This is a genomic window from Dehalococcoidales bacterium, from assembly GCA_041652735.1.
Classification (GTDB): Bacteria; Chloroflexota; Dehalococcoidia; order Dehalococcoidales; family RBG-16-60-22; genus RBG-13-51-18.
In genome coordinates, this window is record JBAZGT010000034.1 from 1 (window position 1) to 26,581 (window position 26,581).

Here is a 26,581-nt window from a genome sequence, read left to right on the forward strand (position 1 = left end):
AATCATTTGCACTTTCTCATCCATGGCACAGGTCTCTTTCCAAGGCATCGGCGCACCTCCACCAATACCTTATCTGTAACCCATGTGCCCGGTCTATTTTGTTACCATTGTACCCGGTCTGTACCCTGTGTCTCCCTCTCTGTTGACAGAGAGGGAGCGAATGATTGATGAGGTTTGGGGATAGCGTTATTAAGGGCGAGGATGACGGGTGGAGGATGGGGAGGAGGTGTAAGTAATTGGTAATTAGTAGTTTGTAGTTGGGGGGAAGGGGGGGCAAAAACCCCCTCATTCCCCCTTTACGAAAGGGGGACGAGTTATTCCGAAAATGCCTCAAACGTATAGTGGATTCCAGCCTGCGATTGTCATACGGGGCGCGGCTTCGCTGGAATGACAGCAGGACCAAAGCGGTTTACCTTACCTTTTCCTCCGTCTCCCTCTCCGTTGACAGAGAGGGAGCGATTGATTGATGAGGTTTAGGGATAGTGTTATTAAGGGCGGGGATGACGGGTGGGGGATGGGGAGGAGGTGTAGGTAATTGGTAATTAGTAGTTGGCAGTTGGGGGGAAGGGGGAGTCAAAAACCCCCTCGTTCCCCCTTTGCGAAAGGGGGACAAGTTATTCCGACATGAGGGCGAAAGCAAAAACCCCCTCATTCCCCCTTTACGAAAGGGGGACAAGTTATTCCGAAAATGCCTCAAACGTATAGTGGATTCCGGCCTGCGATTGTCATACGGGGCGCGGCTTCGCTGGAATGACAGCAGGACCAAAGCGGTTTACCTTACCTTTTCCTCCGTCTCCCTCTCCGTTGACAGAGAGGGAGCGAATGATTGATGAGGTTTGGGGATAGCGTTATTAAGGGCGAGGATGACGGGTGGGGGATGGGGAGGAGGTGTAGGTAATTGGTAGTTAGTAGTTTGTAGTTGGGGGGAAGGGGGAGTCAAAAACCCCCTCAGTCCCCCTTTACGAAAGGGGGACGAGTTACCCCGACATTATGGCAAGAGCAAAATCCCCAGTAAATCCACTTCCGATTCGTCCCTGATGCGGAATCTTTGACTTTTTCAAAGGGGGATTAAGGGGATTTTTACTCAATACTCTACACTTTCCCCCTTTACTGTGCTATCCTTGAGTTATCAGGCTATTATCCGGGGGTAAAAGATATGCTGGAAAAAGTTCTGGTCTGCCTGGACGGCTCTCCCCTGGCAGAGGAAATTCTGCCTTACATCGCCGGAGACGGCCGCTGCTTCGGTAAAGTAATCCTGCTTAAAGTGCTGGCCCCGCCCGGCGTCACCCTCCCCCTGGCCGTGCCCGGGGAGACTGTCGGCACGGTGCGCACCGGCGCTACCCTTTCCAAATTTCAGAAAGATATGGATGAAGCCCCGGCTTACCTGGAGCAAAAGGCGCAGCCTCTGCGGGAAAAAGGTCTGGACGTGGAATGTGTGGTCCTTGAGGGCAGCGCCAGCCAGGCCATTATCGATTTCGCCCGGGATAATGAGGTGGGGCTGATAGCCATCGCCACCCACGGCTATACCGGCCTGCGCCATATCACCATGGGGAGCACCGCGGAATACCTGCTCAAGCACGCGGGACTGCCGGTGCTCATGGTTACGCCCTGGAAACACTGACCCGGCCCCGGTTTTTCCCCGGCCGACTTTATTCCTTTTTCTTCTTGAGCTGGAACAGCCTGGCGTTCTTTTCCGCCTCGGACGTCTCCTGGCCCGTCACCGGGTGCTTGTAGTGGAACGGGAAAATATAGCCGGATAGGTACCGGCCATCGTTCAAATCTATGGGGACATCCGGCTTGGGCCCGTGGAACTCCCCGTTGATGTAGGGCCGGTTCACGTCCTCCGGCATCGCCCAGTCGCCAGCCAGCCGCACGGCGTAAGGTATCACCCACTTGATGGTAAGGATTTTCCAGGTGCCCTTTTCCTTGATGTAGCCCATCTCGTAAATGCCGTTGACGAACGAGCGCCGCATCTTTTCCCCCATCGGCACAAAAATCCCCCCGAAAGCGTACCACCGCCCCCTGGCCGTCTTGCCGTTGGGGTCGATATCCACGATGCCGGCAATCTGCATCACCTGGTGCATAAATTCCGGCGGCGTCACCTTCATGAAGGAGAAGTACTGCTTCACGCCTTCCTTGCCCAGCCACTGCCCCTCCAGCCAGTCCAGCTTCACCTCCGGAGCATTGGCAAAACAGTCCACTATCTCCTGGTACATCATGTGCTCGACGTAATAGCCGTAGGCTTTTTGCAGCTTCTTGATAGCTTCGATGTCTTTGAGGACGGTCAGCTCCTTGGCCTGGGCTTTGACCGTTTTCTCCAGCGCCGCCACTCTTTTCAATAATGCCTCGTTATCCATGAAGTACCTCCTCAAAAACGCATAATCACGTAAATATGCTCGCGCGGGACGCTCTAGCCGCCCCGCATTTTCCGCAGCATCCCCTTGAGCGTCCGCCAGAGAGTGTTGGCATCATCCAGCTGGCTTTCCGGGACGGCGTTTTCCCCGTAGCGCACGCCTTTATACAGTCCGGTCAGGCTGTCCAGCGGCGGAGAGCTGTCCGGCGCGTAGCGCCGGAGGCGGTCGGCGTATTCATCGGCGGTCTCATGGCGGCGCCGTGTTATCCCGGACTTCCCCGCCTCCCATTGCAGGTGGCGGTAGATTTCCCGGATTTCCAGCCTCCGGTTGGGATTATCGTCGAAGTTGTATTTCGGCGCGCCCGCCTCTTTTCTTCTAAACCTGTTGCCCAGGTTGTTAAAAAACAGCTTCAAATCTTCGCGCAGGCCCTTCCAGCTGAAGATGGAATCGCGTACCTCTTCTATGGTATCCCGGGCGTGACGGACGCGGAAGCGGGAAATAGCTTTAGCCAGTATAAAAATGACCACCGCCGCGATAACCGCCACGATGACCCACTTGAAAATTATACCCCATATCGGTGAAATGTCCCCGGTGGTCACATCCTGGAAGGGCGAGCTGGACACGTTGTCCGATGTGTCTTCCTGCGACGGGCTTAATCGCCGGAGGAGATTGAGGAACCAGCGCATCACCCATGCGATGCCCTCCGCCGCGTAGGTAACCGGAATCAGTACGTACTCTAAAATCTTCCACAGGAACCCGAAAATGGTACCCGCGCCCCGGCCCACGCTATCGAAAAACTCGGGGGAGAGGGCGGAAGCGAGGCCGAACCCCACCAGCACCACCCCCCCGATTACTCCCAGCATCACCGGCGTCCAGCGCCAGACGGATGTCAGCCCCGCGTCCTCGCGCGGCATGGTGCTGCGCATGACGTACAGGTGACAGATGGCGATGGATATCAGCCCGAAGAAGAAAAATGCTATCACGTTGAACCCGATGCTCGCTCCCGGACTGTCCAGCTTATCGGAAACCGAGGTCAGCTGCCACAGGACTAACAGCACTATCAGGGCTACCATGCCGAGCACGAAGGTACGGTAAATGTCTTTAAAGATGGTGGTGGACTGCCCCAGGTTGATGCCCCGCCACCAGAGGTAAACCACCGCCGCTATGGCCGCGGCAATGGTATCCGGCTTGACTAAAGTGTGCCCCAGCACCTGCCAGGTATGGGTGAACCACCCGCCGCTCAGGAAGGCGTAGTCGCCCGCGTACTCGTAGCCGAGCACCAGCAGCATGGTCAACAGGCCGGCGCCGATGATGATGGCCTGGATGGCCCACATTTTAATCTTTAAATTGACCACCAGCCGGGTCACCAGCAGCGCCAGCGCCAGCACCAGGATAACCGTACCCAGGCCCATAATCGGGCGCGGCTCCCGGAACATCGGCAAAATGCCCAGCCAGTGCAGCCACGGGGCTACCCAGAAGGCTTCCATCAGGATTACCGCCAGCGGATAGAACACCCCCGCCATCCAGTCGAACTTTTTAACCGTACCCGTCGTCATTATCCCTGAAGCCTCACGCCTCTTTCAGTCCTATTTCCTGTACTAAATTCCAGGCGGTCTCATCGCTTACGCGGAAAATTGGCAGGTGGCCGGTAAGAGTTTCCTCCCCCTCTATAGGCGCGCCGCCCACCACCACCAGCGCCAGGCTGCGCCCCACCCGCCGCAGGTCCAGCAGCGCCGCCATCAGTTTTTCCTCCGGCTGCGCCGTAATCAGCAGCATGGTGCTGCCCCAGGGCAGGCTGCTGGCCACCTCCCGGATATGCCGGGTCATGGGCGTCGTTTCCACCTGGTGCAGCTGTGCCAGCGCTTCCAGTATGCGCGGCATCTGGTCCGGGTGCTGGCTGTGGGGCACGGAGACCATCCCCTGGGAAAAACGCGTTATCTGGTTGACGTACAGCCCCACCCGGAAACCGGTATTCAGCGCGTGCTGGGATATGGATGCCGCGGTGATAATGGAAAGCTCCTGGAGCTGGTAGTTGCTCCCCCATAAAGGCGCTTTCAGGGTGCGCACGTCCAGTAAAATGCTGATATCCACCGTCGTGGTGGGCTCGTAAATCTTGGTCTGGAGCCGGCCCAGCCGCGCCGTGCTTTTCCAGTGTATCCGCTTCAGGCTGTCGCCCGGCAGGTACTCGCGCACGCCGGCCGTGAGCACCGGGTCCTGGAATAAATGGTGCTTCAGCCGTATATCCCCGAAGAGCTGCTGCGAGGGTATCCCCAGCTTTTCCAGCGGCACCAGCCGGGGATAGACCATTAAATAGTCCTGCTGTTCTATCAGTTTTTCCCGGCGGAAAAACCCGAACAGGTCGCCGGAGCGCAGGCGCGTCGGCCCGAAGATGAAAGCGCCCCTTTCCCCGCAGTGCATGGGGAAGCGCCGCTTTACCCGGTGGTACATGCCGATGGGGAAGATGTTAGTGAGCGTGACCCGGTCGTCCACGGAGTCCGCCGCTTTGCCCTTGAGCAGCTTTACCCTCTCCGGCAGCTCGTCCTCCACCTGGAGCCAGGCCAGGGGCAGCGGCTTGCGGTTGACTATCTCTATCTCGAAGACGATATCTTCCCCGAAGAATACCTGGTTCTGGCTGAGCCGCCGTTTATACTCGATGCGGTGCAGGCAGTACTTGTTCCATAGCCTTGAAACGCCGCCGGTCAGGATAAACAGCAATGATACCAGCGCCAGCGGCACCTGGTGCAGCGCCAGGCTGATAATCAGGATTACTATTGCGATGTATAGCCAGTTATCGCCCCGCATCCTTTACCCCTCTCCCGCCGCGCCTTCCTCTTCCACCGGCACGAAAACGGAGTCTCTTATCTCTTTTAATGTCTGGTCGGCCTTTTGTCCGCGCAGCCGGCTTTCGGACTTGGGGATGATGCGGTGTACCAGCACCGGGGTCATTAAATATTTGATATCGTCCGGGATGACGAAAGCCCGTCCCCGGATGGCGGCCAGCGCCTGCGTGGCGTTATAGAGCGCCATCATGGCGCGCGGGCTGGCGCCCAGCTCCACCGCGGCGTGTTTCCTGGTGGCGTGCACCAGCCGGACGATGTAGTCCTCCACGTCCGGGGCGACATGCACCTCCCGGCAGAGTTTCTGCATCGCCATCAGCTCCTGGGCGGTGATTACCGCCGCCAGGTCGTCCAGGGGGTCGTTCTGGCGGAAACGGGAAAGTATCAGGCGGTCGTCCTCCTCGCTGGGGTAGCCCATCTGTATCTTCATTAAAAACCGGTCGAGCTGGGCTTCGGGCAGCGGGAAGGTGCCTTCCAGCTCGATGGGATTTTGCGTGGCCACCACCAGGAAGGGCCGGGGCAAAGGCCTGGTCTCTCCCTCGGTGGTAATCTGACGCTCCTGCATGGCTTCCAGCAGGGCCGACTGCGTTCTGGGGGTGGCGCGGTTGATTTCATCCGCCAGGACGATTTGCGACATTACCGGCCCGGCGCGGTACTCGAAGTCCGCCGTTTTCTGGTTGAAGATGTACGTTCCGGTGATATCGGAAGGCAGCAGGTCCGGCGTGCACTGGATGCGACGGAAGCTGCACCCCAGCGATTTTGATAAAGACTTGGCCAGTACCGTCTTGCCCAGCCCCGGCACGTCCTCCAGCAGAATATGCCCCTCGCAGAGCAGGGCGACGATGGTGAGCTCCACCACTTCCCCCTTCCCAACGATTACGCGTTCCACGTTGGCCTTTATCTTTTCCGCCGCGTCCTTGATCTTTTGAACGTCTTTTTCTTCCATCTCGCCACCGCTTTCTGAATAATATATCGTATTTTGAATATTATAACAGTTTAACTATTACGATGCTATTAGATGTCGTACTCGTCCTCGATACTGCCCACCATCTGCTCCAGGATATCTTCCAGCGTGAGGAGCCCGCGGATATCCCCTTCGCCGTTCAGCACCAGCGCCTGGTGCATCCGGCGGCTCTTGAAGTTCCGCAGCTGGGTGTTGATTTTCTTGTTCTCCGGTATAAAGTAAGGCGGCCTTATCAGCTTCTGCATCGTGCTCAGTTTTTTGCTGCCCTTTTTCCCCAGCAGGTCTTTGGAGTGAATGAAGCCGATTATTTCCTGGCTTTTGCCCAGCCGCACCGGGTAGCGGGAGTAGCCGTAGCGCTTGACGGTTTTCAGCGCCTGGTCAATGGTATAGTCGGACCGCAGCGTGACCATGCGTTTGCGGGGAATCATCACGTCGGCTACGGATTTATCGTTCAGCGTGAATATCTTGGAAAGCATCTCCTTTTCCTCGCCGGATATGGAGCCGTCCTCCCAGCTCAGGTCTATCAGCGTTTTGACCTCCCCTTCCGTGACGATGTTGCGGCGCGTGCGGGAAATATCTATGCCCACCAGCAGCAGCAGCTTGCGCACTAAAAAGGTCACGGCGGTGGTGATGGGCTGGAAAATAGTCATGATTACCCTGACCACCGGCGCCGTGAGGAAGGAAATGCGCTCGGCGTGGTAGCGGGCGTACACCTTGGGCGTAATCTCCGCGAAGATGAGGATGATGACCGTCAGCCCGGCGGTGACGTAAATGATGCCGGCGTCCCCCCATAGTGAAAGCGCCAGCGCGGTGGCGATGGCGGACATGGCCACGTTGACCAGGTTGTTGCCCAGGAGAATGGTGCTGATAAGCCGGTCCGGTTTATCCAGGATTCCTTCCACTATTTTCCCGGCCAGGATATGCTTCTTGGCCACCTTGCGCAGGCGTATCCGGTTGACCGTCATCAGGGCGGTTTCCGTGCCGGAAAAAAATGCGGAGCAGGCCAGCAGCACGATCATTAAAATGATTAAAGATATCTGCGGCGCTATCCCCAGATGGTCCATATTCTACCTCCCGTTGTATTGTGCCCGGAAATACCCGCCTCCTCCACCCGCGGCAAGCGGAGATTTGTCCGCCCCCACTGAGTACATTATTTCCCATGAGCACTCTGATGTCAAAATCCGGCGGATTTTTAGCCGGAAAAGTGACAAATATTACATTATTATCCGTGAGATAATTTTATAATCAGCGTAATATGGTGTTATTGCGCCCCGGTATATTGCATAACTTTATGGGAGGCGGCCTATGGCGGTGAACTTTTCTTTAATGGTCGGGGGGGAGGCGGGGCAGGGCGTCCAGTCCGTGGGCGCTATACTGGCTAAGTACTTCGCCCGCGGCGGTTTTTCCGTCTTTGCCGACCAGGACTACGAGAGCCGGGTGCGGGGCGGCCATAACTTTTTCCGCATCCGGGTGCAGACGGACGGCCAGCCGGCTATCGCTCCGGCGCTGGATGTGCTGATTGCCCTGAATAAGGAAACGGTGGACCTGCATGCCGCTGAGGTCAAGCCCGGCGGCGTTATTATCCATGACGCGGCGGAGACCGGCCTGAAAGCCATCGATGCTCGCTACCTGGATGTCCCTTTCGTCAAGCTGGCGGAGGAAGCATCCGGCAATAAGCTCATGTCCAATACCGTGGCCGCCGGGGCGGCTTTAGGCCTGCTCCGCGGCGACTTTTCCCTGCTGCCGGCGGTGCTGGGGCAGGAGTTCGCCCGCCACGGTGAAAAAACCGTCGAAGATAATGTTGCCGCCGCCCGCGCCGGTTACGACTTCGCCCGCGAGCACGGTAAATCATTTTCCTTTCCCGCCCTCCGCCCCCCCAAAGAGGCTAAACGCCGCCTCCTCCTTAACGGCAACGAGGCCGTGGCTTTCGGGGCGCTGGCGGCCGGCTGCAAGTTCACCGCCGGCTACCCCATGACGCCGTCCAGCTCTATCCTGGAATACATCGCGGACAAGGGACTTGAGCATGGCGCGGTGATGCTGCACGTGGAGGACGAAATCTCCGCCCTGAATATGGCGGTGGGGGCGGGCTATGCCGGCGTCCGCTCCATGGTGGCCACCTCCGGGGGCGGTTTCGCCCTGATGGTAGAAGCTTTAGCCCTGGCCGGCATGACCGAGACGCCGGTAGTGGTGGTCCTGGGACAGCGCCCCGGCCCCGCCACCGGTCTCCCCACCCGCACCGAGCAGGGGGAGCTTTTATTCTCCCTCCACGCCGGTCACGGGGAGTTCCCCCGCGCGGTACTGGCCCCGGCTGACGCCGCGGACGCTTTCCAGGCCGCCGTTAAGGCTTTCAACCTGGCGGAAAAATACCAGACCCCGGTCATTATCCTGACCGACCACCATCTGGCGTCATCCTACGCCACGGTGGATAAATTCGATTTATCTGAAGTAAATATAGAGCGCGGCGCGCTCCTGTCCGACGCCGCGGTTAAAAAGCTCACTGATTACCGCCGTCATGCCGTGACCGCTTCCGGCGTGTCCCCCCGGGCTTTGCCGGGGCAGGGTAAAGCGCTGGTGGTCACGGACTCCGATGAGCATGATGAAAACGGCCACATGATTGAGGACGCCGCCACCCGCAATCAGCAGGTGGAGAAGCGACTCCGCAAGCTGGCCGGACTGCAAAAAGAGATTACCCCGCCGGAGTTCCGCCCCGCTCAAGGGGCGGCGGTGACGCTCATCGGCTGGGGCAGCACCGGCGGGGCTATCCGGGAGGCCGCCGCGCTGTTGAAGAAAGACGGCAAGCCGGTCAATACCCTCCATTTCCGCCAGGTATGGCCTTTCCCTTCAGCCAAAGTAACGGCGGCGCTCAAGAAAGCCAAGAAAAACATCGTCGTGGAAAGCAACGCCACGGGACAGCTCGCCCAGTTGATACGGCAGGAGACGGGTATCAAGGCTGACGGCGCTATCCTGAAATATGACGGCCGCCCCTTCTCCCCGCAGGAGATAATCGACCGCCTGAACCGGGAGGTGAAACCATGGTAACGCTTAACGATTATAAGTCGGATGTGCCTGTAGCCTGGTGCCCGGGCTGCGGCAATTTCGGCATCCTCCAGGCGGTGAAAAAGGCCCTGGTGGAGCTTGCCATGAAGCCGCAGGACGTGCTTTTCGTGTCCGGCATCGGCCAGGGGCCCAAGCTGCCCCATTACACCCGGGGCAATGTCTTTAACGGACTGCACGGCCGCACCCTGCCCGCCGCTACCGGCGCCAAGCTCGCCAACCACGCTCTCACCGTTATCGGCATTGATGGCGACGGCGGCGCTTACGGGGAGGGGGTGCAGCATTTGCTGGCCGCCGCCCGCCGCAACGTGGACCTCACCTACCTGGCGCACAATAACCAGGTCTACGGCCTCACCAAGGGGCAGGCCTCTCCCACCTCCGAGCTGGGTTTTATCTCTAAAACGACGCCGCTCGGCTCCGGACAGCCCCTCAACCCCCTGCTGCTGGCGCTGGCTTCCGATGTCTCCTTCCTGGCGCGCGGTTTCGCCGGGGAAATCGACCACCTGGCGGGGCTGATTGAGGCGGGGATAAAGCACAAGGGCTTTGCCCTGATAGATATCCTGCAGCCCTGCGTGTCCTTCAACCATACCAACACCTTCGCCTGGTATAAACAGCGCGTCTACAAGGTGGGGGCGGACTATAACCCGGCGGATAAAGCCGCCGCTCTGGTCAAAGCCCAGGAGTGGGGCGATAAGATTCCGATAGGCATCATCTATCAGCAGTCAAGACCCGTTTACGAAGACACCCTCCCGCAGCTCAAAGCAGGGCCGCTGGTCAAACAGCCCATTACGCCGCTGAAACTGGAAAAGCTGATGGAGGAGTTTGGGTAATCCAGGAAGTGTATTAATTTGCAGTTAACAATTATAAGATAACATCTACATTATTGTAGTAAAAATGTGACAATTTTTAGGTATCAATACGGATGTACTCCTATTTGACATTATGTATATAATATACTAAGCTATCTAGCGAGTGTTTGGAAACGAATTCACATGTAAAGATAGAAATGATCTGACAGTTTCTTGTAGTCGTGAACGTTGGGCAAAACACATATGTATTCACGCGGAAGTTATAGGACAACAAAAACTAATTCAAGTGGTAATCAGGGCGCCATCAAGCGAATATCAGGACAAACATCATGCCGATACTCGAAATCTATATAAAAATCTCGTCCTGCCAGTCATTGGAAACACGTTGCTAAAAGTATCGATACAATATGTTAAACAATTAGGAACGGTAAGAGGATTTGTTAAGACCGCGTATGCCACAAATACAGTTAAAAAGGGGGAGATATGGCTATGGGGTCAGAAATATTAAATATAGACGATAATACAATTCAAATGGATACACTAAAAAATCTGTTATCTTTTACGCCTCTTTATCTTGAAGACATTGATACACTCATTTTCCAGCCTAAAAATACAGCCCCTGCGATATCTATTGACTGTGATGGTGAACTATTTCTTAGGATTGATCCAAAAACAAAAGAAATAGTAGGTATTGAGATAGAGGATTTCGAGGGATATTTTATTACCAAATACCCCGCAATTGCACCTGCATGGAAGGAAATGAAGGGGGCAATAAAGAAACACAAATGCAAGAATGAAAATCTTACTGCGTTCTTAACTATTGTCAGTGTATTATTGAGTACACTTATTAAAGAAAGTGATTGTACAACAATCAAAGTAGTCGCACCAACCGAACAACAAGCCCTTCTCATAATCTAAAATCAGCGCTACAATATCTTTCTCTGTCCAGATTCTTTTTTCTATACCAACTGCCATTGCTGGAGTTCTCGGCTAAGGATTAGCAAGTGTCCTAATCCCCCCGCCTTGCCCCTCCCCCCTTTTCTATGCTACACTTATCTCACCGAATTCAGCCTTAACCGGCAAGGAGCCCGTGCATGTTCACAATCAGGACCCGCAAATAATACCTCGGCGGCATTAGCTGCGAGACTATATCCCGGGGAGTCCTGATCGGCTGCCGGTGCGGCGGCGTCTTTTCAACTGAATTTACCGCTATTACTATAGATTTATCCTTTAGGTTCGCTCCGGCTTTCCCTCCCATCCTCCCCTGATGCGTTTATCCCCGCCTCAAGTGCTACCGAGGGCTGGTACAGTTAACCCGAATTCTATCCAGCGAGGTTAGCACGATGAGCCGTATATCATTTCATCAATATAGCCGTTATTCACAGAACGAATCGATAAATAAAAATATAATCCAGTCCCTGATAAACCAGTCCAGCATCAGCGCGGGCGACCTTGTTTACGATATCGGCGCCGGGGCGGGCAACATTACGGAGGCGCTGCTGGCCAAGGGCGCCCGCGTTATCGCTATCGAGAAGGACGCCGCGCTGTACCGCCGCTGCCGGGCGCGCTTTTTAGGGCGGGAGGCCGCCGCCATCCATCACGCGGATTTCCTTCACTGGGAGTTCTCGCCCGGCCACCGCTATAAAGTATTCGCCAATATCCCCTTCATCCAGACCGCCGCCATCGTTAAAAAGCTGGTCTCTGCCGCCGCCCCGCCGGAGGACTGCTACCTCATCATGCAGAAAGAGGCGGCGGTGAAGTACGCCGGCGTCCCCGGAGACACGCTGGCGTCGCTCCTGATTAAACCCATGTTCTGGGTGGACATCGTCTACCACTTCAAGCGGGACGATTTTTCCCCCGCCCCCGCCGTGGACATCGTCCTTTTGCAGATGGAAAAAAGGAGGTGCCGTCTCGTCCCGGAAAACCTTTACGGCGTTTACCGCGACTTTATCGTGTTCTGCCGCGAGGCTCCCGCCGGCGGCATCGGCAAAGTCTTAAAAGACCTTTTCCCCGCCCCCCAGCTAAAACAAATCGCCGCCGTGCTTGAAATCGACCTGCGCGGCCATCCCGCCGACCTTTCTTTCATGCAGTACCTGGGCATTTTCCAGTCCTATCTCGGCAATGACCTTAATAATATCGCCCTGGTGCAGGGCGCCGAGGCGCGGCTGCGGCAGCGCCGCCTCAAGATGAAAACCGTCCACCGCACCGTGAAAAAATGAGCCAACCGATGTTTAGCTTCAAATAATTAATCCGCGCGAGCCTACAGCAGTACAATTGTTCTGTAAGGCGCTCGTTTCGCCGCAATACCCTCAGGCCATCTTGACATCCCCCGCCCCGTCACCCACAATAAAAGCGTGCCCCGCGCTGTTTTTTTTGACCTCGATAGCACCATAATCTCCTGGGAAACCTCCTTCCGGACCGTGTGGGAGACCGTGTCCCGCGGCTTCACGGCGGAGCTTGGCGGGCTGACCCCCACGGCGCTATACCAGGCTATCCGCGGCGTGAGCGACTGGTACTGGAGCGACCCCGCACGCCACCGCGCCGGGCGTCTGAAGCTGTACGTTACCCGCCGGGAAATCATCCGCCTCGTCTTCGAGCGGCTGGGCCGGGATGACTGGGCTCTGGCGGACAAAATAGCCGATGCCTATACCGCCGCCCGGGAACGGGAGGAGGCTTTAGCCCCTCGGGCTATCGAAACTCTGGAGGACCTGCGCCGCCGCGGCTACCGCCTGGCGCTGATTACCAACGGCTCCGGCTATATCCAGCAGGCCAAGATAGAGAAATTCAAGCTGGCGCCCTATTTCGATAACATCCTCATCGAGGGGGTGTTCGGCTGCGGCAAGCCGGACCGGCGCGTCTTTCTGCACACCATGGAAAAGCTCGGTGTCTCCGCCTCTGATGCCTGGATGGTGGGTGACGACCTCGAGTTCGATATCGCCCCCTGTAACGCCCTGGGCATTTACGCTTTGTGGGTGGACGGTAAGGGCGATGGGCTCCCGGAGAACGCCGCCGCCCGGCCGGACGTGATTATCCGCGATATCTCGGAAATACCGGGGCTGCTCTAGCCCGGGCGGCTGTACTGGATGTCCGCGCCGGGATAAACGGCAGCTTCGGCCCGGTCGCCGTGCTTCTCTTTTAGTAGCCTTATCACTTCCGCCCAGCTATCCGTCATGATTACCCGGTCGGTGTCTTCCAGGTAATGCCGGGCGGCCAGCTCCGGGTACTCGTTGTAAATAATCAGCCGTGCCACGTGCGGCGGCACCTTCATCTTGAGTTGCAGCTCCCCGCCGCTGTCGTTCCCGAAGGGCCCCATCAGGTAATGCGTGGCCTGCCCCTCCGGCGCGTTGGCGATGAGCACCACGCTGCCGCCGCTTTGCTTGACGGATGCGTAAGCTATCAGCAGCCCGGAAACGGCCTCGCTGGCTTTGGCGAAAGCGTTGGCGATGACGATGTCCTTGTCTCTGGCCCGCGGCGTCAGGTAATGTTCCCGCGCCGCCGCCAGAGCGGCGGCATAGGCCGGCTGCGGAGCGCCGGCAAAGAGCGCCACCGTCTCTCCCCGCTGGTTGACCAGGGCGTCTATGATCATATCCAGCCCCGCTATCCCCGCCGCCTCGTCGATGTCCCGCCGCCGCGGGTTATCCGCCACGGCGCCCATACCGGACACGGTGGCGTTAAAACCGCCCTCCCCCGCCCCGGCCGCCCGCGGCGCGTGTAAAGCCCGTACCGTTTCATAAGCGGCCACGCCCGGCAGCACTATCTTGCTGCCGCCGCCGAACCCCGCCATGATATGCGGCACCACCGACCCTATGCCTATCTTGAGGTCGCACTTCATGACCTCGGCGTTAAGGCTTATTTTAGTACCGGCGGTAGTCGTGCCGGCGTACACGCAGTTAGCAAAGGGATTATGGTTATAGACCGGGAAACGCCTCAAAACGTCCTCTCCCAGCTTCTTCACGAAGTCCGCGCGGTCCGGCGCGCCGTGGCAGCCGCTGGCGCAGATGAAGCGCACCCGGCTGTCTTGTATCCCCGCCGCCGCCAGCTCCGCCAGCACGTGCGGCGCTATCTCCGCCGTCCGGGTCACCCGCGCCATATCGTCGAAGAGAATAACGACCTCTTTTTTACCGCGGGCGTATTCCCGCAGCGGCTTCATGCCGGCGGGGCTGCCGATAGCTTTTTTCATGGCGGCGGGAATAAGAGGGGGCCGGTCATGCCCGGCCATATTGCAGATTTCCGCGGCCCAGCCGCCGGGGAGGTATAGCTTCAGCTCTTTAACGCCGCGCCAGGCAAGCTGGGGCAGGCTGATTTCATTTTCCGTTCCAGGCATCCGTTTTATTTGTCCGATTTCTTGATTATTCCCCGCCGTTCCAGCATGGCGCGGAGGGAGGGGGTAAGGTCCAGTCCGGCCGCTTCCCCCGGCATAAACCACCCGCATTCCGCGGCGTCGTCACCGGCTTGCAGCTCGCCGCTGGCGTAGCGCGTAAGCAGGTCGATAATCACATAGTGGTAGCGTATTTTCCCGTCCGGGTCTTTGACGATGTTATCCACCGCGTCCAACACCCGCTCAATCTCGATATGGATAGAGCATTCCTCCATCACTTCCCGCTTGACCGCCTGGGAAACCGATTCTCCCAGCTCGATAACGCCGCCGGGGATGCTCCATTGGCCTTTGGATGGTTCCTTGCCCCGCTTTATCAGCAGTATCCTCTCCCCCCTGAAAACCACCGCGCCCACCCCGGCCATCGGCATTTTGGGGTACAACCTGCTTTTTTCTGAAGAGGCATCACTCATTTCAAATCATTCTCCGGGGAATTTCCAGGAATTTATTTCATTATGTAGCCATTATCTTCCATTGTCAAAACCTCCCCTTACCTTTGGACTGGTACTTTCAGTTTTTTATTTACAAATCGTTTACATAAATTTTTAGGTTGTTAATACAATGTTTATCCCGCCGGTGCTATATTGCCTGTACATCGGGGAAACACCTGTATTGCCGGTTACCTTTTTTCCCGAAAGGTCACTTTCAATTAAGGTGGTGTGGATATGAAGAATTCTCATGCGGTAACGATGGACAGAATACACGTGGTAAAGCAGCGCCGGGTAAATAAAGTCGGCATGAATGCCGAACGCTCCCGGATGTACCATGATGAGTTTTTTCATATCATCGCCGAAAATGTAGGCGACATGATATTCCAGGCGCGGCTGGCGCCCGACTGCCGGTTCGAGTACGTCAGCCCTTCCTGCACCCGCATCACCGGCTATACGCCGGATGAATTCTACGCCGACCCCTTGCTGGCCGGCAAATGCATCCATCCGGATGACCATCACCTGGTAGCTGATCCGCTGGTATTTGAAAATGAGCGACAGGGCAAGCCGGTGGAGGTCCGCTGGAAGTGCAAAAACGGCCAGTGGATCTGGACGGAACACATGATTTCCGTCCTCCGGAACAAGCAGGGCGAACCCGAATCGCTGCTGATTATCGCCCGTGACATCGACGAGCGGAAAAAGGCGGTGGAAACCTTGGTGGAGACCCAGCGGTTCAATGCCACTTTGCTGGAAAACGCGCCCCATGCCGCCGTGGTTATCAACGCGGACACCTCCATAAGATACGTCAATCCCGCCTGGGTAAAGCTGAACGGCTGGACGCTCGACGAGGTGGTCGGCATGAAAACCCCCTATCCCTGGTGGCCGGAACAAATGAGGGATGCTTTCGCCGAAGGCTTTAAGGAAGCCCTGAACCAGCTCACGGGCAAGGGTGAGGTGGTCGCGCAAAAGAAAAACGGGGACTTGTACTGGATTGACATGAACTGGGACTCCGTGATGGTCAAAGGCAAACTTCAATACCTCCTCATCAACTCCGTAGACATCACGGAACGCAAGAACATGGAGGAGGCGTTGAGAGAATCGGAAGAGACATTCTCCACCGCCTTTCACTCCAGCCCGGACGCGATGGCGATAATCAACGTAAAAACCAATAAATTCGTTGAGGTGAACGACAGCTACGCCAGCACGCTGGGATACACCCGCCAGGAGCTAATCGGCCACAACGCGGAAGAACTGAATTTATTGGCCAACGCCTCAGATGCGGCAAGAATGAAAAGGCTAATCACCGAGCAGGGAAAAATCCGCCATGAAGAATTCTATTACCGCAGCAAGTCCGGGGATATACGCATCTGGCTCTGCTCCGTGGACATCATCAATGTCAAAGGAGAGCCGTGCATGCTCTGCGTGGCGGCGGACATCACCGAGCGCAAGAAGACTGAAGAAGCTTTAAAGGAATCGGAACAAAAATTTGCCACGGCCTTTAACGCTAGTCCCTTCTCCATTTCCATCAGCCGTCTGGGAGACGGCAAATTCATCGAAGTAAATGAAAGGTTTTTAGATGATAAAGGCTACACGAGAGAAGAAATCATCGGCCAAAGCTCCAAGGATTTTCAAATCTGGGCTAACCAGGAAGAGGCCTGCAAGATAATGGAAACGATTCATTCTCACGGTCATATTCAGAACGAACAGGTGCAGTACCGCACCAAGTCCGGTCACATCCGCACCGGCCTGGTATCCGTGGCGGAAATCAATATCAGCAATGAGCCGTGCATGCTGGTCATGAACAGTGACATCACCCAGCAAAAGCTGGCGCAGGAGCAGCTGCGACTGCTCAGTTCCGTCACCCAGCAGGTATCGGACTCCACTATAATCACGGACCCTAACTTCAATATCACCTACATGAACCAGGCCGCGCAGGGTCTCTACGGCTATACGCTCGAAGAAGCCCGCGGCAAGTCCCTTAACATTTTTAACGCTAAACCCGTATCCCACAGCGGCATGATGAAAATCATGCATAAAATTGCCAAAGACAAAGTCTGGTCCGGTATCGTCACCAAGAAAGGCAAGACCGGCAGACTTATCGCCTGCGACTGCCATTTCTCCCCCCTGTACGATGAAAAAGGCCAGCTGTGCTCTTATATCGATGTCCAGCGTGACGTCACGCAGCAGAAAGAGGTAGAGGCTAAACTCCAGGAGCACAAGAAACTCATCGACAGCATCCTGACTACCATGACGGAAGGCGTGCTGGTTATCGATAGCAAAGACAATATCGTCCTGGCCAACAAGGCTTTCAGCGATATCTTCCACATCAGTAAAAGGGCTTTGCAGAATAAAAAACTGGGGGATATACTCCCCGCCGAACGGTTCTTCGACCTGCACAAGGCGGTAAAATCCCGTGACGCGGAAAAGAATACCCTGGAGTTCAGGTTCCAGTCACGGGGCTTTGAAAAAATAATCATCTGCATCATCACTAAAATGGACAGCGACCGCCGGCTGCTGACCTTCATCGATATCTCCAAAGAAAGAGATGAAGAAGAAAAGCTTTACCTCACCGACCGCCTGGTGTCCCTGGGGGAAATGACGGCCGGGCTCGCCCACGAGCTGAACAACCCTCTCACCGGCATCCTGGCTTTATCCCAGATGCTTATAGGCAGCGGACTGCCGGAAGAGCAAAAAGAAGACCTGGAATGCATTAACAGTGAAGCCAAGCGGGCGGCGGTCATCGTGAAAAACGTCCTGCTTTTCGCCCGCAACAAAACGGATGTCACCGGCTGCTCTTCCATTAATGACGTGGTAATGGACGTGCTGCGCCTGCGCGAATATGAAGAAAAAGCCAGCAACATCAAGCTGGTAACCAAACTTAAAGAAGGCCTGCCGGTAATCCCCATCGACCGGGGCCAGCTGCAGCAAATCTTCCTGAACCTGATCTCCAACGCTGAGGCGGCCATTAAAGAGGCCAACCGGCCCGGAGTCATCACCATATCCACCCGGCATATCAACAGCCACGTAAATATTATCTTCAAAGATAACGGCTGCGGCATGAAAAAGCATGTCCTGCCCCGGATATTCGACCCGTTCTTCACCACCAAGGAAATAGGTAAAGGCACGGGACTCGGCCTGAGTATCTGTTACAGCATAATCGTCAAGCACGGCGGCAAGATTAGCGTAAAAAGCCAGGTGAACGAAGGCACCACTTTTACCATCAGGATGCCGGTGGTTACATCTGACAGATAGAAAGGTAGATAATCATGGTTATAGCGCCCACGAGAGAGAATATACTCATCGTCGATGATGAAAAAACGGTACGGCGAAGCCTCAACAAATGCCTGACCATGAACGGCTTTTCCTGTGAGGAAGCCTGCAACGCCGATGAAGCGATGGAGACGCTGCTAAAAAGGCCGGCGGACCTGGTTATCCTGGATATCACCATGCCCGGCACTTCCGGCAGCGACCTGCTGCCCAGGATTAAAAAGTCGTACCCGGATACCGCCGTGGTCATGGCTACGGCCGTCGTCGAGCCGGATGTCATCGTGAACTGCATGAAAAACGGCGCCCACGATTATATTACCAAGCCCTTCGACGTCACCCAGCTGGTCAATAATATCCAGATGGTGCTGGACAAGAGAAACCTGGAGATGAATCTCAAGGAAAAGAGCCAGGTGCTCGAAGGCAAGGTGGAAGCGCAGGCCCAGAAGCTCCAGAAGCTCTTTATCGACGCTGTGGAGTCGCTGGTGGTGGCCCTGGAAGCCAAAGACCAGTACACCGCCGGCCATTCGCGGCGGGTCACCAAGATAGCTATAGACATCGGCTACGCGCTGAACATGAAGGGAGAAAACCTGGAAAACCTGCGCTGGGCGGCCCTGCTGCACGACATAGGCAAAATCGGCATCGACCCCACCATCCAGAACAAGCAGGGCAGCTTGACGCCCACCGAGTACCACTATATTCTAACGCATTGCAGCATCGGCTCCGGCATCGTCCAGCCGCTGGTCAACGAGAGCATCGTGAAGGCCATCAAGCACCACCATGACAGCTACGACGGCTCCGGCCTTAACCAGACCGCCGCCGGGGAGCAGATACCGCTGAACTCCAGGATACTGGCCGTGGCCGATTCCTTCGACGCCATGACCTCGGACCGCCCTTACCGCACCGCCATGTCCGCCGGCAAGGCCATCAGGGAAATACAGAAGTGCTCCGGCACCCAGTTCGACCCGCGAGTGGTCAAAGCTTTCATGAAAACGCCCATCGTCAGCTCCTTAAAAAATTAATACGCAGCCGGCGCAGCCGGAATTACCTAAGTAACCTGACGAATTGACTATTTACTTGGGTCCGCCGCGGCGGAATAATTAATGTAGGGGAGCTGTGCCCGGATGCAGTCTCGCGTCTCTTTTTGCCGGCCTGTCCGCCGGCGTATTTTACCGCTGCGTCCGCAGGCACGGGCCGGGCTATGAAAAAGGAAAAAGGCAACTCCATATTAGAGGTCCTGGTCGCCCTGGCGCTGCTGGGCGCGTTGAGCGTGCTGTTCATGGGCGGGGTAATTAATTCCACCAAGGCCCGCGTCACCGCCGACAGCCACGCTTCCGCTAAAATCCTGGCGGAAGGCATTATCGATTCCGTAAAAAAAATGCCCTATGACGCCTACTATGACGTTACCATCCCGGAGGAGTTCGCCACCTATGCCGCCAATCTCACGGTGACCAACCTTTCCAACGGCAATATACAAAAACTCGCCGTGGCCGTCTGGCACCTGGATAAGGAAGTACTGACGCTGGAAGACTATAAGGTAAACCGATGATACGGCGCATATTAAAGCTGTTACATAAAAACCGGGCGGGTTTTACCCTCGTCGAGGTGCTGGTCTCTATTGCCATTACGGGCTTTATCGCCATGGGGGTTTCCGTTTCCATCGCCCAGGTAATAAACCAGACCCACTATAATAACAATTACACCACCGCCAGCCGCAATACCATGAACGCTTTGCAGTGGATGAGCCGTGATGCCCTGATGGCGCAGACAATCAGCGGCACCGCCGGTTTCCCGGTGACGGAGGTCCTGTCCATGAAATGGAAGAACTGGGACAACGCCGAATATACCGCCAACTATTCGCTGGCCAACGGGCAGCTCCGGCGCACCTATTCGGACGGGGTGGAGGTTACTACCACGCTGATTGCCGAACATATTAACCCGAACGCGGCCAAGACCAACTGTGTTTCCGATAACGGCACCGTCACCATTACCATCACCAGCAGCATCGGGGCCAACGATAAAATAATCGATGTCACCAAGGTCCGCGAGGTTTCCTCCCGGCCCGAACTGTAATAATCCGTAAAAAGCATGATGAAAAAGTATTTAAAACAGATTGCAGCGGCCCTGGCATCAGGAGAAAAAGGGCAGGCCCTTATCCTGGTACTGGTCTTTGTGCTCCTGGGCAGCCTGACGATCCTGCCCACCCTGGCGCACATGAGCACCACGCTGAAAACCGGCGTTACCTATGAAAACAAGACCAGCGAGCTTTATACGGCCGACGCCGGCATTGAAAACGGCCTGTGGCGCATCAAGTATGACATGCTGGGACCCACTTATGAAGTCTATGATTACTCCACGGTCTGGACGTTTGAAACGGACGCGGTCAATAACCGCACCGCGGAAGTCAGCATCCAGAATGTGTGGATTCCCTCCAACGTCACCTTAAGCTCGCTGGGACTGACGGCGGAGCAGACCAAGAACATGGTAAATTCAGAAAAGCTGGTGGTTACCGGCACCTCCGGCGCCATCCCCGGCAACCCCTACCATATCAAGGTGGAGTTTAAGCCGGACACCGGCGATAATTTGACGGTAAAGTCGGTGGGGGTATGGCTGCCGCAGGACTTTACCTATACCCCCAATTCCTGCGAGCTGGAGCAGGTCGACCTTTTTGAGCCCTGCCGCCCGGATGCCGTCTCCGTGTCCGAGGTGCCCGGCGGCGAGGCGGTGGTCTGGAGCTATAACCCACCCTACCCCGCCCTGACTTCTTTCCCCAACTACGTATCGGAAAACGGCACCGTGACTTCCACCATCGCTTTCAGCTATTCTCCCCCCGCCGCCGCGCCCAATAAACTGCCGCTGGCGGTGGCCTGGGTGACCACGGACGGCGTTTCCGGGGTCCCCGTGGCCTGGGACACGGACGCGCGTTTCTATGAAATCAACTCCGCCTCCGGCAAAACGCAAATACAGACCTACTCCTCCAAGTCCCAGCTCCGCAAGCTGGGAGACGCCATTTCCGGCGACTATGTGGCTATCGGCAACTCGCTGCTGGCGGATGACAACCATGATAATTTCCGGGAGACCTGGCATACGCCAAGCTCGTTCAACCTTAATTCCATCCCCGCTAATGCCGATGTGGCATACGCTTTCCTTTACTGGTCCGGCTGGCGTAATGACGCCGCCAAGCAAAACGTTTACAGTGATTCCTGCTCCGATTTCGACGACTGGGTCAGGAGCCACGAGGATGAAAGCCAGACCCGCTATCCCACGGGTGATATCTCCCCCCGCTCCGGCACCTGGGACAAGACCACCAATATGTACAGCTACGTGGACGAAGAGGTCACGGATGGCGACTCCACCTATCTGCTCCACGGCACTTCTTCCGGCTACGCGCTGTTCAGCTTCCCGGCTTTCAGCGTGCCGCAGGGCAGCGCCATCCAGGACCTGACGGTATACCTGGTGGCCAGGGATGACCCCAGCGGCACCAATAAGATGCAGCCCGCCATCCGGGCCGGCGGCACGAACTACCTTACCACTTCCGTCTCCACCGAGGTGCCCGGCAGTTACGGCACTATAAGCTACAGCTACACGGTCAACCCGAGAACCGGCAACCCCTGGACGGCGGATGAAATCAACGGCATCGGGTCAGACGCTTTGCAGGGTATCGGGGTACGTTCGGCGGACGCCAACCCGCAAATCAGGCTGACCCAGGTCTACGCCGTGGTCAATTACTGCCAGAGCCGGTGGAGCATTTCTTCGGATAAATTCCGGGAGCAGGGCGTCGCCTCGGCCGCCGCCGCGCAGCGGACGCTCACCCTGGAAAACAGCCTGGACCTGCATACCTATGCGCCCACCACCCTGGAATTGACCTGGTACCAGAACACCAGCGGCACCCTGGAGTCCGACGACGCGCTCTATTTCGCCCTCTCCAACGACGGCGGCACTACCTGGAGCAACAATATCGAAGCCATGCGCGACGACCATGCCACCTCCAGCGCCTACTGGTACGCCCTGCCGGACGAATACCTGACCAGCAATTTCAAGATACGTTATTACTCCAGCCTGGACGACCCGTCGGAATTTGTTTACGTGGATAATATCGCGGTAGTTTACATGGCAGCGGATACCGCCATCACTTTCAAAATAGGCAGCGACCAGGTCTACTTCGACGGCTCCGTGCCGGCTTCCGGCGCCAGCCCGCTTTACGCCGGGCGCTCTTACACCATGTTCGACACGATGAACGGCGTGCCCGAGGGATACTCTTACGCCTGCGTGAAAGACGTTTCCGCCCTGGTGAAAAAATACCCCGAGGTATTGGGGGAAGAGCACCACACCGGCAACGCTTTATACACCGTGGACGGCGTGGCCGCGGACCGCTACAAGTCCGGCACCACCCTCTCCAACTTCGCTTATTCCGGCTGGTCCCTCATCGTTATTTACACCTGCCCGGAAACCGCCGGCCACTATATCTACATCCGTGATGATAACTTCGCCTTCCATCCGGGCACCGGCGGGGACCTGGACTTCGATGAAGACCCAACCTACCCGGGCGGGATGATTACCAACTTCATCGTCCCCAACCCCATCAAGGATAAATTCGGGGTGGTCACGGAAACGGTGGCCGCCAAGCTGACCTGCTTCGTGGTCGAAGGGGACAACTTCGGCACCTCATCCATGGTCGTCACCGGGGAGCAGTCCGGGGAAAGCATTACGCTGTGGAACCCCAGCAGCCCCTCGCCGGACGTCATCAACGGCAAGTCATACCCGGGCACGTTCAACGAGGGGGTGGACATCGACACCTTCGAGATTAAATGGGACGACGGCATCCTGATGCCGAAGGACAAGAAACTTTACGTGGACATGTATTCCAACGCGGATGCCTGGAACCTGGTGTACTTTATCCTGTCCGTCCGCAGCGAGACGGTCACCGGCGGCACGGAAAACTACGTGATTACCGGCATCCAGATAGAATAGGCGCCGCGGCCGCTATACCGCTTCCGTGCGGAACCGCAGCACGGCTACCGCCCCGAAGATAACGGCGAACACCGCCAGCGCTATCATGGAAGGCGCCGCGTCCCCGAACCCCGCCCCGAACAGCATCAGCTTGTTGAATCCCTCCGTAGCCCAGGCGTGCGGCACAATCTTGGACATGTTTTGCAGCCACTCCGGGTAGAGGAAAGACGGCCACCAGCACCCGCCCAGGGGCGCCAGCAGCAGGGAAGTAAGCACCGCTAAAGAAGAGGCGCTGCGTATCGTTTTGGCCAGGGTGGCCAGCATCAGGGCAAACGCGGAGGACATCAGCACCATCAGGACGGAAAGCAGTATGACCGCCCCCGGCGCCAGCCCCAAGTCCACGTTGAATATCAAGATGCCCACCGTCCAGAAGATGATTATCTGGATGGTCCCCCGGATGACCGACCCCGTATAGATGCCGCCCAGGATGGCCTCTTTGGTCACGGTGGTTGAAAGCAGTCTCTCCAGGGTGTGGTTCTGGCGCTCCTGCACCACCGCCAGGGATGAAAGCCCGGCGGCCATAAAGACGAACATCACCAGGTACCCCGGCACCACGAAGTTGGAGGAGTTGATGACCTTGACCTCGCCCACGTTTTCCGTGGCATAGGCCAGGTAAGTATTCGCCCCGCCGCCGCCCACTTCCCTGGCTAAAAGCTCCTGTGACGCCCGGGCGATGCTGGCGGGGTCGTTGGGGATAATGCCGTTCCTGACCATTAAATCTATACTGGCGTGGATGGCCACCTTGCTGGTGCCTATCTGCGAGGCTATCGCCGCCGCCATGCCGTTCAGCGCCGCCTGCGTGTTGGTGGCGCCGGCCTCCGCGTACACTTCCAGCTTGGTGCCGGCGTCCGTGACTATCCCCTGGGTAAAGTCCGCCGGGAAGCCGATAAACCCGCCGATGCTGCCGTTATCCACGGCGGCGCGGACGGCGTTATAGTCCCTGTCCCAGATTATCACCGGGTCGCCCGGCTTTAGCTGGGACACGTCTTTGGTCTCGATGCCGCTCAATATCTGCTGGCTTAAGCCCCCCGGGGCTTCCTGGGTGGCCAGGTGCAGCGCCAGCCTTTCGTCTTCGCCCCCCATTCCCTTGAAAATGAAGGTGAAAAGGACGATGAACATGATGGGAAAAACGATGCTGAAAAACAGCGACGTGCGGTCGGTAACGAATATCTTCAGGTCTTTCAGGGCGTAAAACCAGATATGTTTCAGGTTTTTCATCGCGGTTACTTGCTCCCCGGCACCGGCTTGAAAATGAGCCTGCTTATTATCAGTCCGGCCGCCGCCACGCCCAGCATCACCAAAAGCGGCTGCCAGGCTTCGCCCAGGGAGCCGTTCTGGCTGATAATCAGCTTGTAAGCGCGGTTGGCGTAAGTGTTCAGGGATATTTTACTGAAAGTGTCCAGCACCGATCCCTTGGCTATCTCGAAGAAGGTGCCGCCCATCATGGTCATGAACATGGTCACCACCACGCCGACCCAGTTGGCGGCCGATGGCGTGCGGGCAATGGAGGCTATGATCATGCCGATACCCGCCGCCGCCGCGGTGAAAAGCAATGTCACCACCAGCGCCGCCAGGAAGGATACCGGCGTGAACATCTGGAACACGGCGTAAGCCAGTATCAGCAAAATCAGCGTCTGGATAAAACCGCGCGCCACGGAGGACATGAACTTGCCGGCGAACAGCTCCCCGGTGTTGAGCCGGGTGGTGAGCAGCCTTTCCAGCGTGCCCCGCCGCCGCTCCTCCACGATGCCCTGCGCCGATATGGCGATGGAAAACAGCACGTACATGGTCACGATGCCCGGCAGGTACTGGCCGGCGAAGTCCGGACTGCCGCCGGTGGTGGTCTCGGATACGGTCACGGACGGTTGCTCGCGCTCCTGGGTCAGGTAGTCCTGCACCGCCAGCGTGATGCTCTCCCGGCTGATGCCCGTCCCCTCCAGGTTTGCCGCCACCTGGTGCCGCGCCTGGAACTCCTGGTTGATATCCTCCGCCGCGCCCCGGATAATGCTGGCGAGTATCTGCCCCTCCGTCCCCCCGTTGCCCCGCTGCTTGAACAGCAGCTCCGCCTGGCCGCCGGACTCCAGCGTCGCGGAAAAGTCGGCGGGAATGAACAGCGCCAGCAGCAGGTCGGAGCGGTTGAGCTTGGTGTTCGCCTCTTCCGCCGTCATCACGTCGATGCTGATGCCGTCCACGCTGTCGATGCGCTGGATGAGCTGCTGCGAGTAAGCGCCGGTGTCCTCGTTGACGATGGAGGCGGTGGCTTTGAACAGCGTATCCCCGCCGAAAGCCCCGTACATCAGGGCGAAGGTCAGTATGGGGAGCAAAAGCCCGAAGGCGAGATCGCCTTTGTCCTGGAGGTACAGCCGGACTTCATTCAGGGTGATGTGAAAAGCTCTCTTCATCTGTGTCTAGTCCCGCAGGCTGCGCCCGGTCAGTTTTAAGAAAACGTCTTCCAGGGTCACCTTGTCCGGCGACCCGATTTGCGACTTCAAATTATGCGAGGTGTCCAGGGCGATTATCTTGCCGCCGTCCATCACGGCGATGCGGTTGCAGAGGCGGTCGGCTTCTTCCATGTAGTGGGTGGTGTAGAGCACCGTCATGCCCTCTTTTTGCAGGGCGTGGATATTCTCGAAGATATTGTTGCGGGACTGCGGGTCGATGCCTACCGTGGGCTCGTCCAGGAACAGCAGCTCCGGGCTGCCCATCAGCGCTATGGCCAGGTTGATGCGCCGCTTCATCCCGCCGGAGAAATTGGACACCTTGCCTTTGGCCCGGTCTATCAGCCCCATCATTTCCAGGTTTTTGATGGCCTGCGCCTTGGCCTGCTGTCCTTCCATCCCCACCATCCGCCCGAAGAACACCATGTTTTCCAGGGCGGAGAGGTCCTCGTAAAGCGCCAGCTCCTGCGGGCAGACGCCGATAATGCTGCGCACGGCTTCCGCCTCGTGCCTGATGGAGTGCCCGCCGATGATGATATCCCCGCTGTCCGCCGGCAGCACGGTGGACATCATGCGGATGGTGGTGGTCTTGCCGGCGCCGTTAGGCCCCAGCAGCCCGAAGATTTCACCCTTGTGGATCGTAAACGATACCCCGTTTACCGCCTTAAAGTCTTTAAAGCTCTTGTGAACATCCTGCACCACCACGAATTCTTCAGCCATAAAACAGCCTCCGCTTCCCCCGTTTGTGGAAAGCATACCGCGCTAATTATATACATAGACGTACCAGGGGTACAAGATGATAATCCGCGTAAATTTGATAAACGTCAACGTAAAAAAGGGCTGTTAACAAAAATTTAACGTTATCTTGATATGTCACTCGGCGCCGCCGTAACCCGTATGACAATCGCAGGCCGGAATCCACTATACGTTTGAGGCATTTTAGCAGGTAGCGGCTGAAGTTATCCGTAATGGTTAAGGGGTAGCATAATTTACCATCACCGGTTCTGAATTGTCCCTTATAATCGATACTCCAGGCAGCGTTGGGCTT

Annotated in this window: 21 protein-coding genes; 11 read left to right on the forward strand and 10 right to left on the reverse strand. The window is 56.9% G+C overall.

Annotated features, from left to right (window positions below):
* Positions 1 to 1,156 precede the first annotated feature (1,156 nt).
* Positions 1,157 to 1,621: a universal stress protein gene (locus WC370_10395; GenBank protein ID MFA5309875.1), complete on the forward strand. Its 465-nt coding sequence runs from the start codon at positions 1,157 to 1,159 to the stop codon at positions 1,619 to 1,621.
* 28 nt (positions 1,622 to 1,649) lie between these two features.
* Here the strand turns inward: WC370_10395 and WC370_10400 are convergent, their stop codons facing one another.
* From WC370_10400 to WC370_10420, 5 genes are all read right to left on the reverse strand, one after another.
* Positions 1,650 to 2,357 carry a nuclear transport factor 2 family protein gene (locus WC370_10400; GenBank protein ID MFA5309876.1) on the reverse strand — a complete coding sequence of 236 codons (708 nt, stop codon included), beginning with the start codon at positions 2,355 to 2,357 and terminating at the stop codon, positions 1,650 to 1,652.
* A 53-nt stretch (positions 2,358 to 2,410) separates the two neighbouring features.
* Positions 2,411 to 3,910, reverse strand: coding sequence for a DUF4129 domain-containing protein (locus tag WC370_10405; protein ID MFA5309877.1), 1,500 nt, complete (start codon positions 3,908 to 3,910; stop codon positions 2,411 to 2,413).
* A 13-nt stretch (positions 3,911 to 3,923) separates the two neighbouring features.
* On the reverse strand, positions 3,924 to 5,156 hold the full coding sequence (locus WC370_10410) for a DUF58 domain-containing protein (GenBank protein ID MFA5309878.1): 1,233 nt from the start codon (positions 5,154 to 5,156) through the stop codon (positions 3,924 to 3,926).
* Between the two features lie 3 nt (positions 5,157 to 5,159).
* A complete protein-coding gene (locus tag WC370_10415; protein MFA5309879.1) occupies positions 5,160 to 6,137 on the reverse strand; it encodes a MoxR family ATPase in 978 nt (325 codons plus the stop codon).
* Between the two features lie 68 nt (positions 6,138 to 6,205).
* Positions 6,206 to 7,219 (reverse strand): CNNM domain-containing protein, encoded by a 1,014-nt coding sequence (locus tag WC370_10420; protein MFA5309880.1) that lies wholly within the window; start codon positions 7,217 to 7,219, stop codon positions 6,206 to 6,208.
* Positions 7,220 to 7,460: 241 nt separating this feature from the next.
* Between WC370_10420 and WC370_10425 the strand changes: the two genes are divergently transcribed.
* The 5 genes from WC370_10425 to WC370_10445 all read left to right on the forward strand — a co-directional run bounded on the left by WC370_10425 (position 7,461) and on the right by WC370_10445 (position 13,083).
* Positions 7,461 to 9,194: a 2-oxoacid:acceptor oxidoreductase subunit alpha gene (locus tag WC370_10425; protein MFA5309881.1), complete on the forward strand. Its 1,734-nt coding sequence runs from the start codon at positions 7,461 to 7,463 to the stop codon at positions 9,192 to 9,194.
* Complete coding sequence (locus WC370_10430) at positions 9,188 to 10,039, forward strand: thiamine pyrophosphate-dependent enzyme (GenBank protein ID MFA5309882.1); 852 nt, start codon at positions 9,188 to 9,190, stop codon at positions 10,037 to 10,039. The genes WC370_10425 and WC370_10430 overlap by 7 nt, the downstream gene beginning before the upstream one ends.
* Positions 10,040 to 10,501: 462 nt before the next feature.
* Complete coding sequence (locus WC370_10435; protein MFA5309883.1) at positions 10,502 to 10,936, forward strand: hypothetical protein; 435 nt, start codon at positions 10,502 to 10,504, stop codon at positions 10,934 to 10,936.
* Between the two features lie 425 nt (positions 10,937 to 11,361).
* Positions 11,362 to 12,237 carry an rRNA adenine N(6)-methyltransferase family protein gene (locus WC370_10440; protein ID MFA5309884.1) on the forward strand — a complete coding sequence of 292 codons (876 nt, stop codon included), beginning with the start codon at positions 11,362 to 11,364 and terminating at the stop codon, positions 12,235 to 12,237.
* A 135-nt stretch (positions 12,238 to 12,372) separates the two neighbouring features.
* Complete coding sequence (locus WC370_10445; protein MFA5309885.1) at positions 12,373 to 13,083, forward strand: HAD family hydrolase; 711 nt, start codon at positions 12,373 to 12,375, stop codon at positions 13,081 to 13,083.
* On the opposite strand, the gene WC370_10450 is transcribed toward WC370_10445, so the two are convergent.
* Positions 13,080 to 14,342, reverse strand: a complete 1,263-nt coding sequence (locus tag WC370_10450; protein ID MFA5309886.1) for a lactate racemase domain-containing protein — start codon at positions 14,340 to 14,342, stop codon at positions 13,080 to 13,082. The genes WC370_10445 and WC370_10450 overlap by 4 nt on opposite strands.
* A gap of 5 nt (positions 14,343 to 14,347) precedes the next feature.
* Positions 14,348 to 14,806, reverse strand: a complete 459-nt coding sequence (locus WC370_10455) for an NUDIX hydrolase (protein ID MFA5309887.1) — start codon at positions 14,804 to 14,806, stop codon at positions 14,348 to 14,350.
* Positions 14,807 to 15,058: 252 nt separating this feature from the next.
* Here WC370_10455 and WC370_10460 point away from each other — a divergent pair, with 252 nt between their 5' ends.
* The 5 genes from WC370_10460 (at position 15,059) to WC370_10480 (ending at position 23,056) form a co-directional block, all read left to right on the forward strand.
* A complete protein-coding gene (locus WC370_10460; GenBank protein ID MFA5309888.1) occupies positions 15,059 to 18,073 on the forward strand; it encodes a PAS domain S-box protein in 3,015 nt (1,004 codons plus the stop codon).
* A 14-nt stretch (positions 18,074 to 18,087) separates the two neighbouring features.
* A complete protein-coding gene (locus WC370_10465) occupies positions 18,088 to 19,107 on the forward strand; it encodes an HD domain-containing phosphohydrolase (GenBank protein ID MFA5309889.1) in 1,020 nt (339 codons plus the stop codon).
* Between the two features lie 179 nt (positions 19,108 to 19,286).
* Positions 19,287 to 19,634 (forward strand): prepilin-type N-terminal cleavage/methylation domain-containing protein, encoded by a 348-nt coding sequence (locus tag WC370_10470; GenBank protein MFA5309890.1) that lies wholly within the window; start codon positions 19,287 to 19,289, stop codon positions 19,632 to 19,634.
* Positions 19,631 to 20,158 (forward strand): prepilin-type N-terminal cleavage/methylation domain-containing protein, encoded by a 528-nt coding sequence (locus WC370_10475; GenBank protein MFA5309891.1) that lies wholly within the window; start codon positions 19,631 to 19,633, stop codon positions 20,156 to 20,158. The genes WC370_10470 and WC370_10475 overlap by 4 nt, the downstream gene beginning before the upstream one ends.
* 15 nt (positions 20,159 to 20,173) lie before the next feature.
* Positions 20,174 to 23,056, forward strand: a complete 2,883-nt coding sequence (locus WC370_10480) for a hypothetical protein (GenBank protein ID MFA5309892.1) — start codon at positions 20,174 to 20,176, stop codon at positions 23,054 to 23,056.
* A 12-nt stretch (positions 23,057 to 23,068) separates the two neighbouring features.
* Here WC370_10480 and WC370_10485 read toward each other — a convergent pair whose 3' ends face one another.
* Genes WC370_10485 through WC370_10495 form a run of 3 tightly spaced genes read right to left on the reverse strand, consistent with a single transcriptional unit; the run spans position 23,069 to position 26,253 of the window.
* The gene (locus WC370_10485) at positions 23,069 to 24,313 is read right to left on the reverse strand and encodes an ABC transporter permease (protein MFA5309893.1); all 1,245 of its coding nucleotides are present in this window, start codon (positions 24,311 to 24,313) and stop codon (positions 23,069 to 23,071) included.
* A 5-nt stretch (positions 24,314 to 24,318) separates the two neighbouring features.
* Positions 24,319 to 25,497 carry an ABC transporter permease gene (locus WC370_10490; protein ID MFA5309894.1) on the reverse strand — a complete coding sequence of 393 codons (1,179 nt, stop codon included), beginning with the start codon at positions 25,495 to 25,497 and terminating at the stop codon, positions 24,319 to 24,321.
* Between the two features lie 6 nt (positions 25,498 to 25,503).
* Positions 25,504 to 26,253, reverse strand: coding sequence for an ABC transporter ATP-binding protein (locus WC370_10495; GenBank protein ID MFA5309895.1), 750 nt, complete (start codon positions 26,251 to 26,253; stop codon positions 25,504 to 25,506).
* Positions 26,254 to 26,581: the final 328 nt, after the last annotated feature.

Excerpts from the sequence above, each read along its gene's own strand:
- WC370_10395 (MFA5309875.1), top strand. The coding sequence starts at position 1,157 with ATGCTGGAAAAAGTTCTGGTCTGCCTGGACGGCTCTCCCCTGGCAGAG.
- WC370_10400 (MFA5309876.1), bottom strand. The coding sequence starts at position 2,357 with ATGGATAACGAGGCATTATTGAAAAGAGTGGCGGCGCTGGAGAAAACG.
- WC370_10405 (MFA5309877.1), bottom strand. The coding sequence starts at position 3,910 with ATGACGACGGGTACGGTTAAAAAGTTCGACTGGATGGCGGGGGTGTTC.
- WC370_10410 (MFA5309878.1), bottom strand. The coding sequence starts at position 5,156 with ATGCGGGGCGATAACTGGCTATACATCGCAATAGTAATCCTGATTATC.
- WC370_10415 (MFA5309879.1), bottom strand. The coding sequence starts at position 6,137 with ATGGAAGAAAAAGACGTTCAAAAGATCAAGGACGCGGCGGAAAAGATA.
- WC370_10420 (MFA5309880.1), bottom strand. The coding sequence starts at position 7,219 with ATGGACCATCTGGGGATAGCGCCGCAGATATCTTTAATCATTTTAATG.
- WC370_10425 (MFA5309881.1), top strand. The coding sequence starts at position 7,461 with ATGGCGGTGAACTTTTCTTTAATGGTCGGGGGGGAGGCGGGGCAGGGC.
- WC370_10430 (MFA5309882.1), top strand. The coding sequence starts at position 9,188 with ATGGTAACGCTTAACGATTATAAGTCGGATGTGCCTGTAGCCTGGTGC.
- WC370_10435 (MFA5309883.1), top strand. The coding sequence starts at position 10,502 with ATGGCTATGGGGTCAGAAATATTAAATATAGACGATAATACAATTCAA.
- WC370_10440 (MFA5309884.1), top strand. The coding sequence starts at position 11,362 with ATGAGCCGTATATCATTTCATCAATATAGCCGTTATTCACAGAACGAA.
- WC370_10450 (MFA5309886.1), bottom strand. The coding sequence starts at position 14,342 with ATGCCTGGAACGGAAAATGAAATCAGCCTGCCCCAGCTTGCCTGGCGC.
- WC370_10455 (MFA5309887.1), bottom strand. The coding sequence starts at position 14,806 with ATGAGTGATGCCTCTTCAGAAAAAAGCAGGTTGTACCCCAAAATGCCG.
- WC370_10460 (MFA5309888.1), top strand. The coding sequence starts at position 15,059 with ATGAAGAATTCTCATGCGGTAACGATGGACAGAATACACGTGGTAAAG.
- WC370_10465 (MFA5309889.1), top strand. The coding sequence starts at position 18,088 with ATGGTTATAGCGCCCACGAGAGAGAATATACTCATCGTCGATGATGAA.
- WC370_10470 (MFA5309890.1), top strand. The coding sequence starts at position 19,287 with ATGAAAAAGGAAAAAGGCAACTCCATATTAGAGGTCCTGGTCGCCCTG.
- WC370_10475 (MFA5309891.1), top strand. The coding sequence starts at position 19,631 with ATGATACGGCGCATATTAAAGCTGTTACATAAAAACCGGGCGGGTTTT.
- WC370_10480 (MFA5309892.1), top strand. The coding sequence starts at position 20,174 with ATGATGAAAAAGTATTTAAAACAGATTGCAGCGGCCCTGGCATCAGGA.
- WC370_10485 (MFA5309893.1), bottom strand. The coding sequence starts at position 24,313 with ATGAAAAACCTGAAACATATCTGGTTTTACGCCCTGAAAGACCTGAAG.
- WC370_10490 (MFA5309894.1), bottom strand. The coding sequence starts at position 25,497 with ATGAAGAGAGCTTTTCACATCACCCTGAATGAAGTCCGGCTGTACCTC.
- WC370_10495 (MFA5309895.1), bottom strand. The coding sequence starts at position 26,253 with ATGGCTGAAGAATTCGTGGTGGTGCAGGATGTTCACAAGAGCTTTAAA.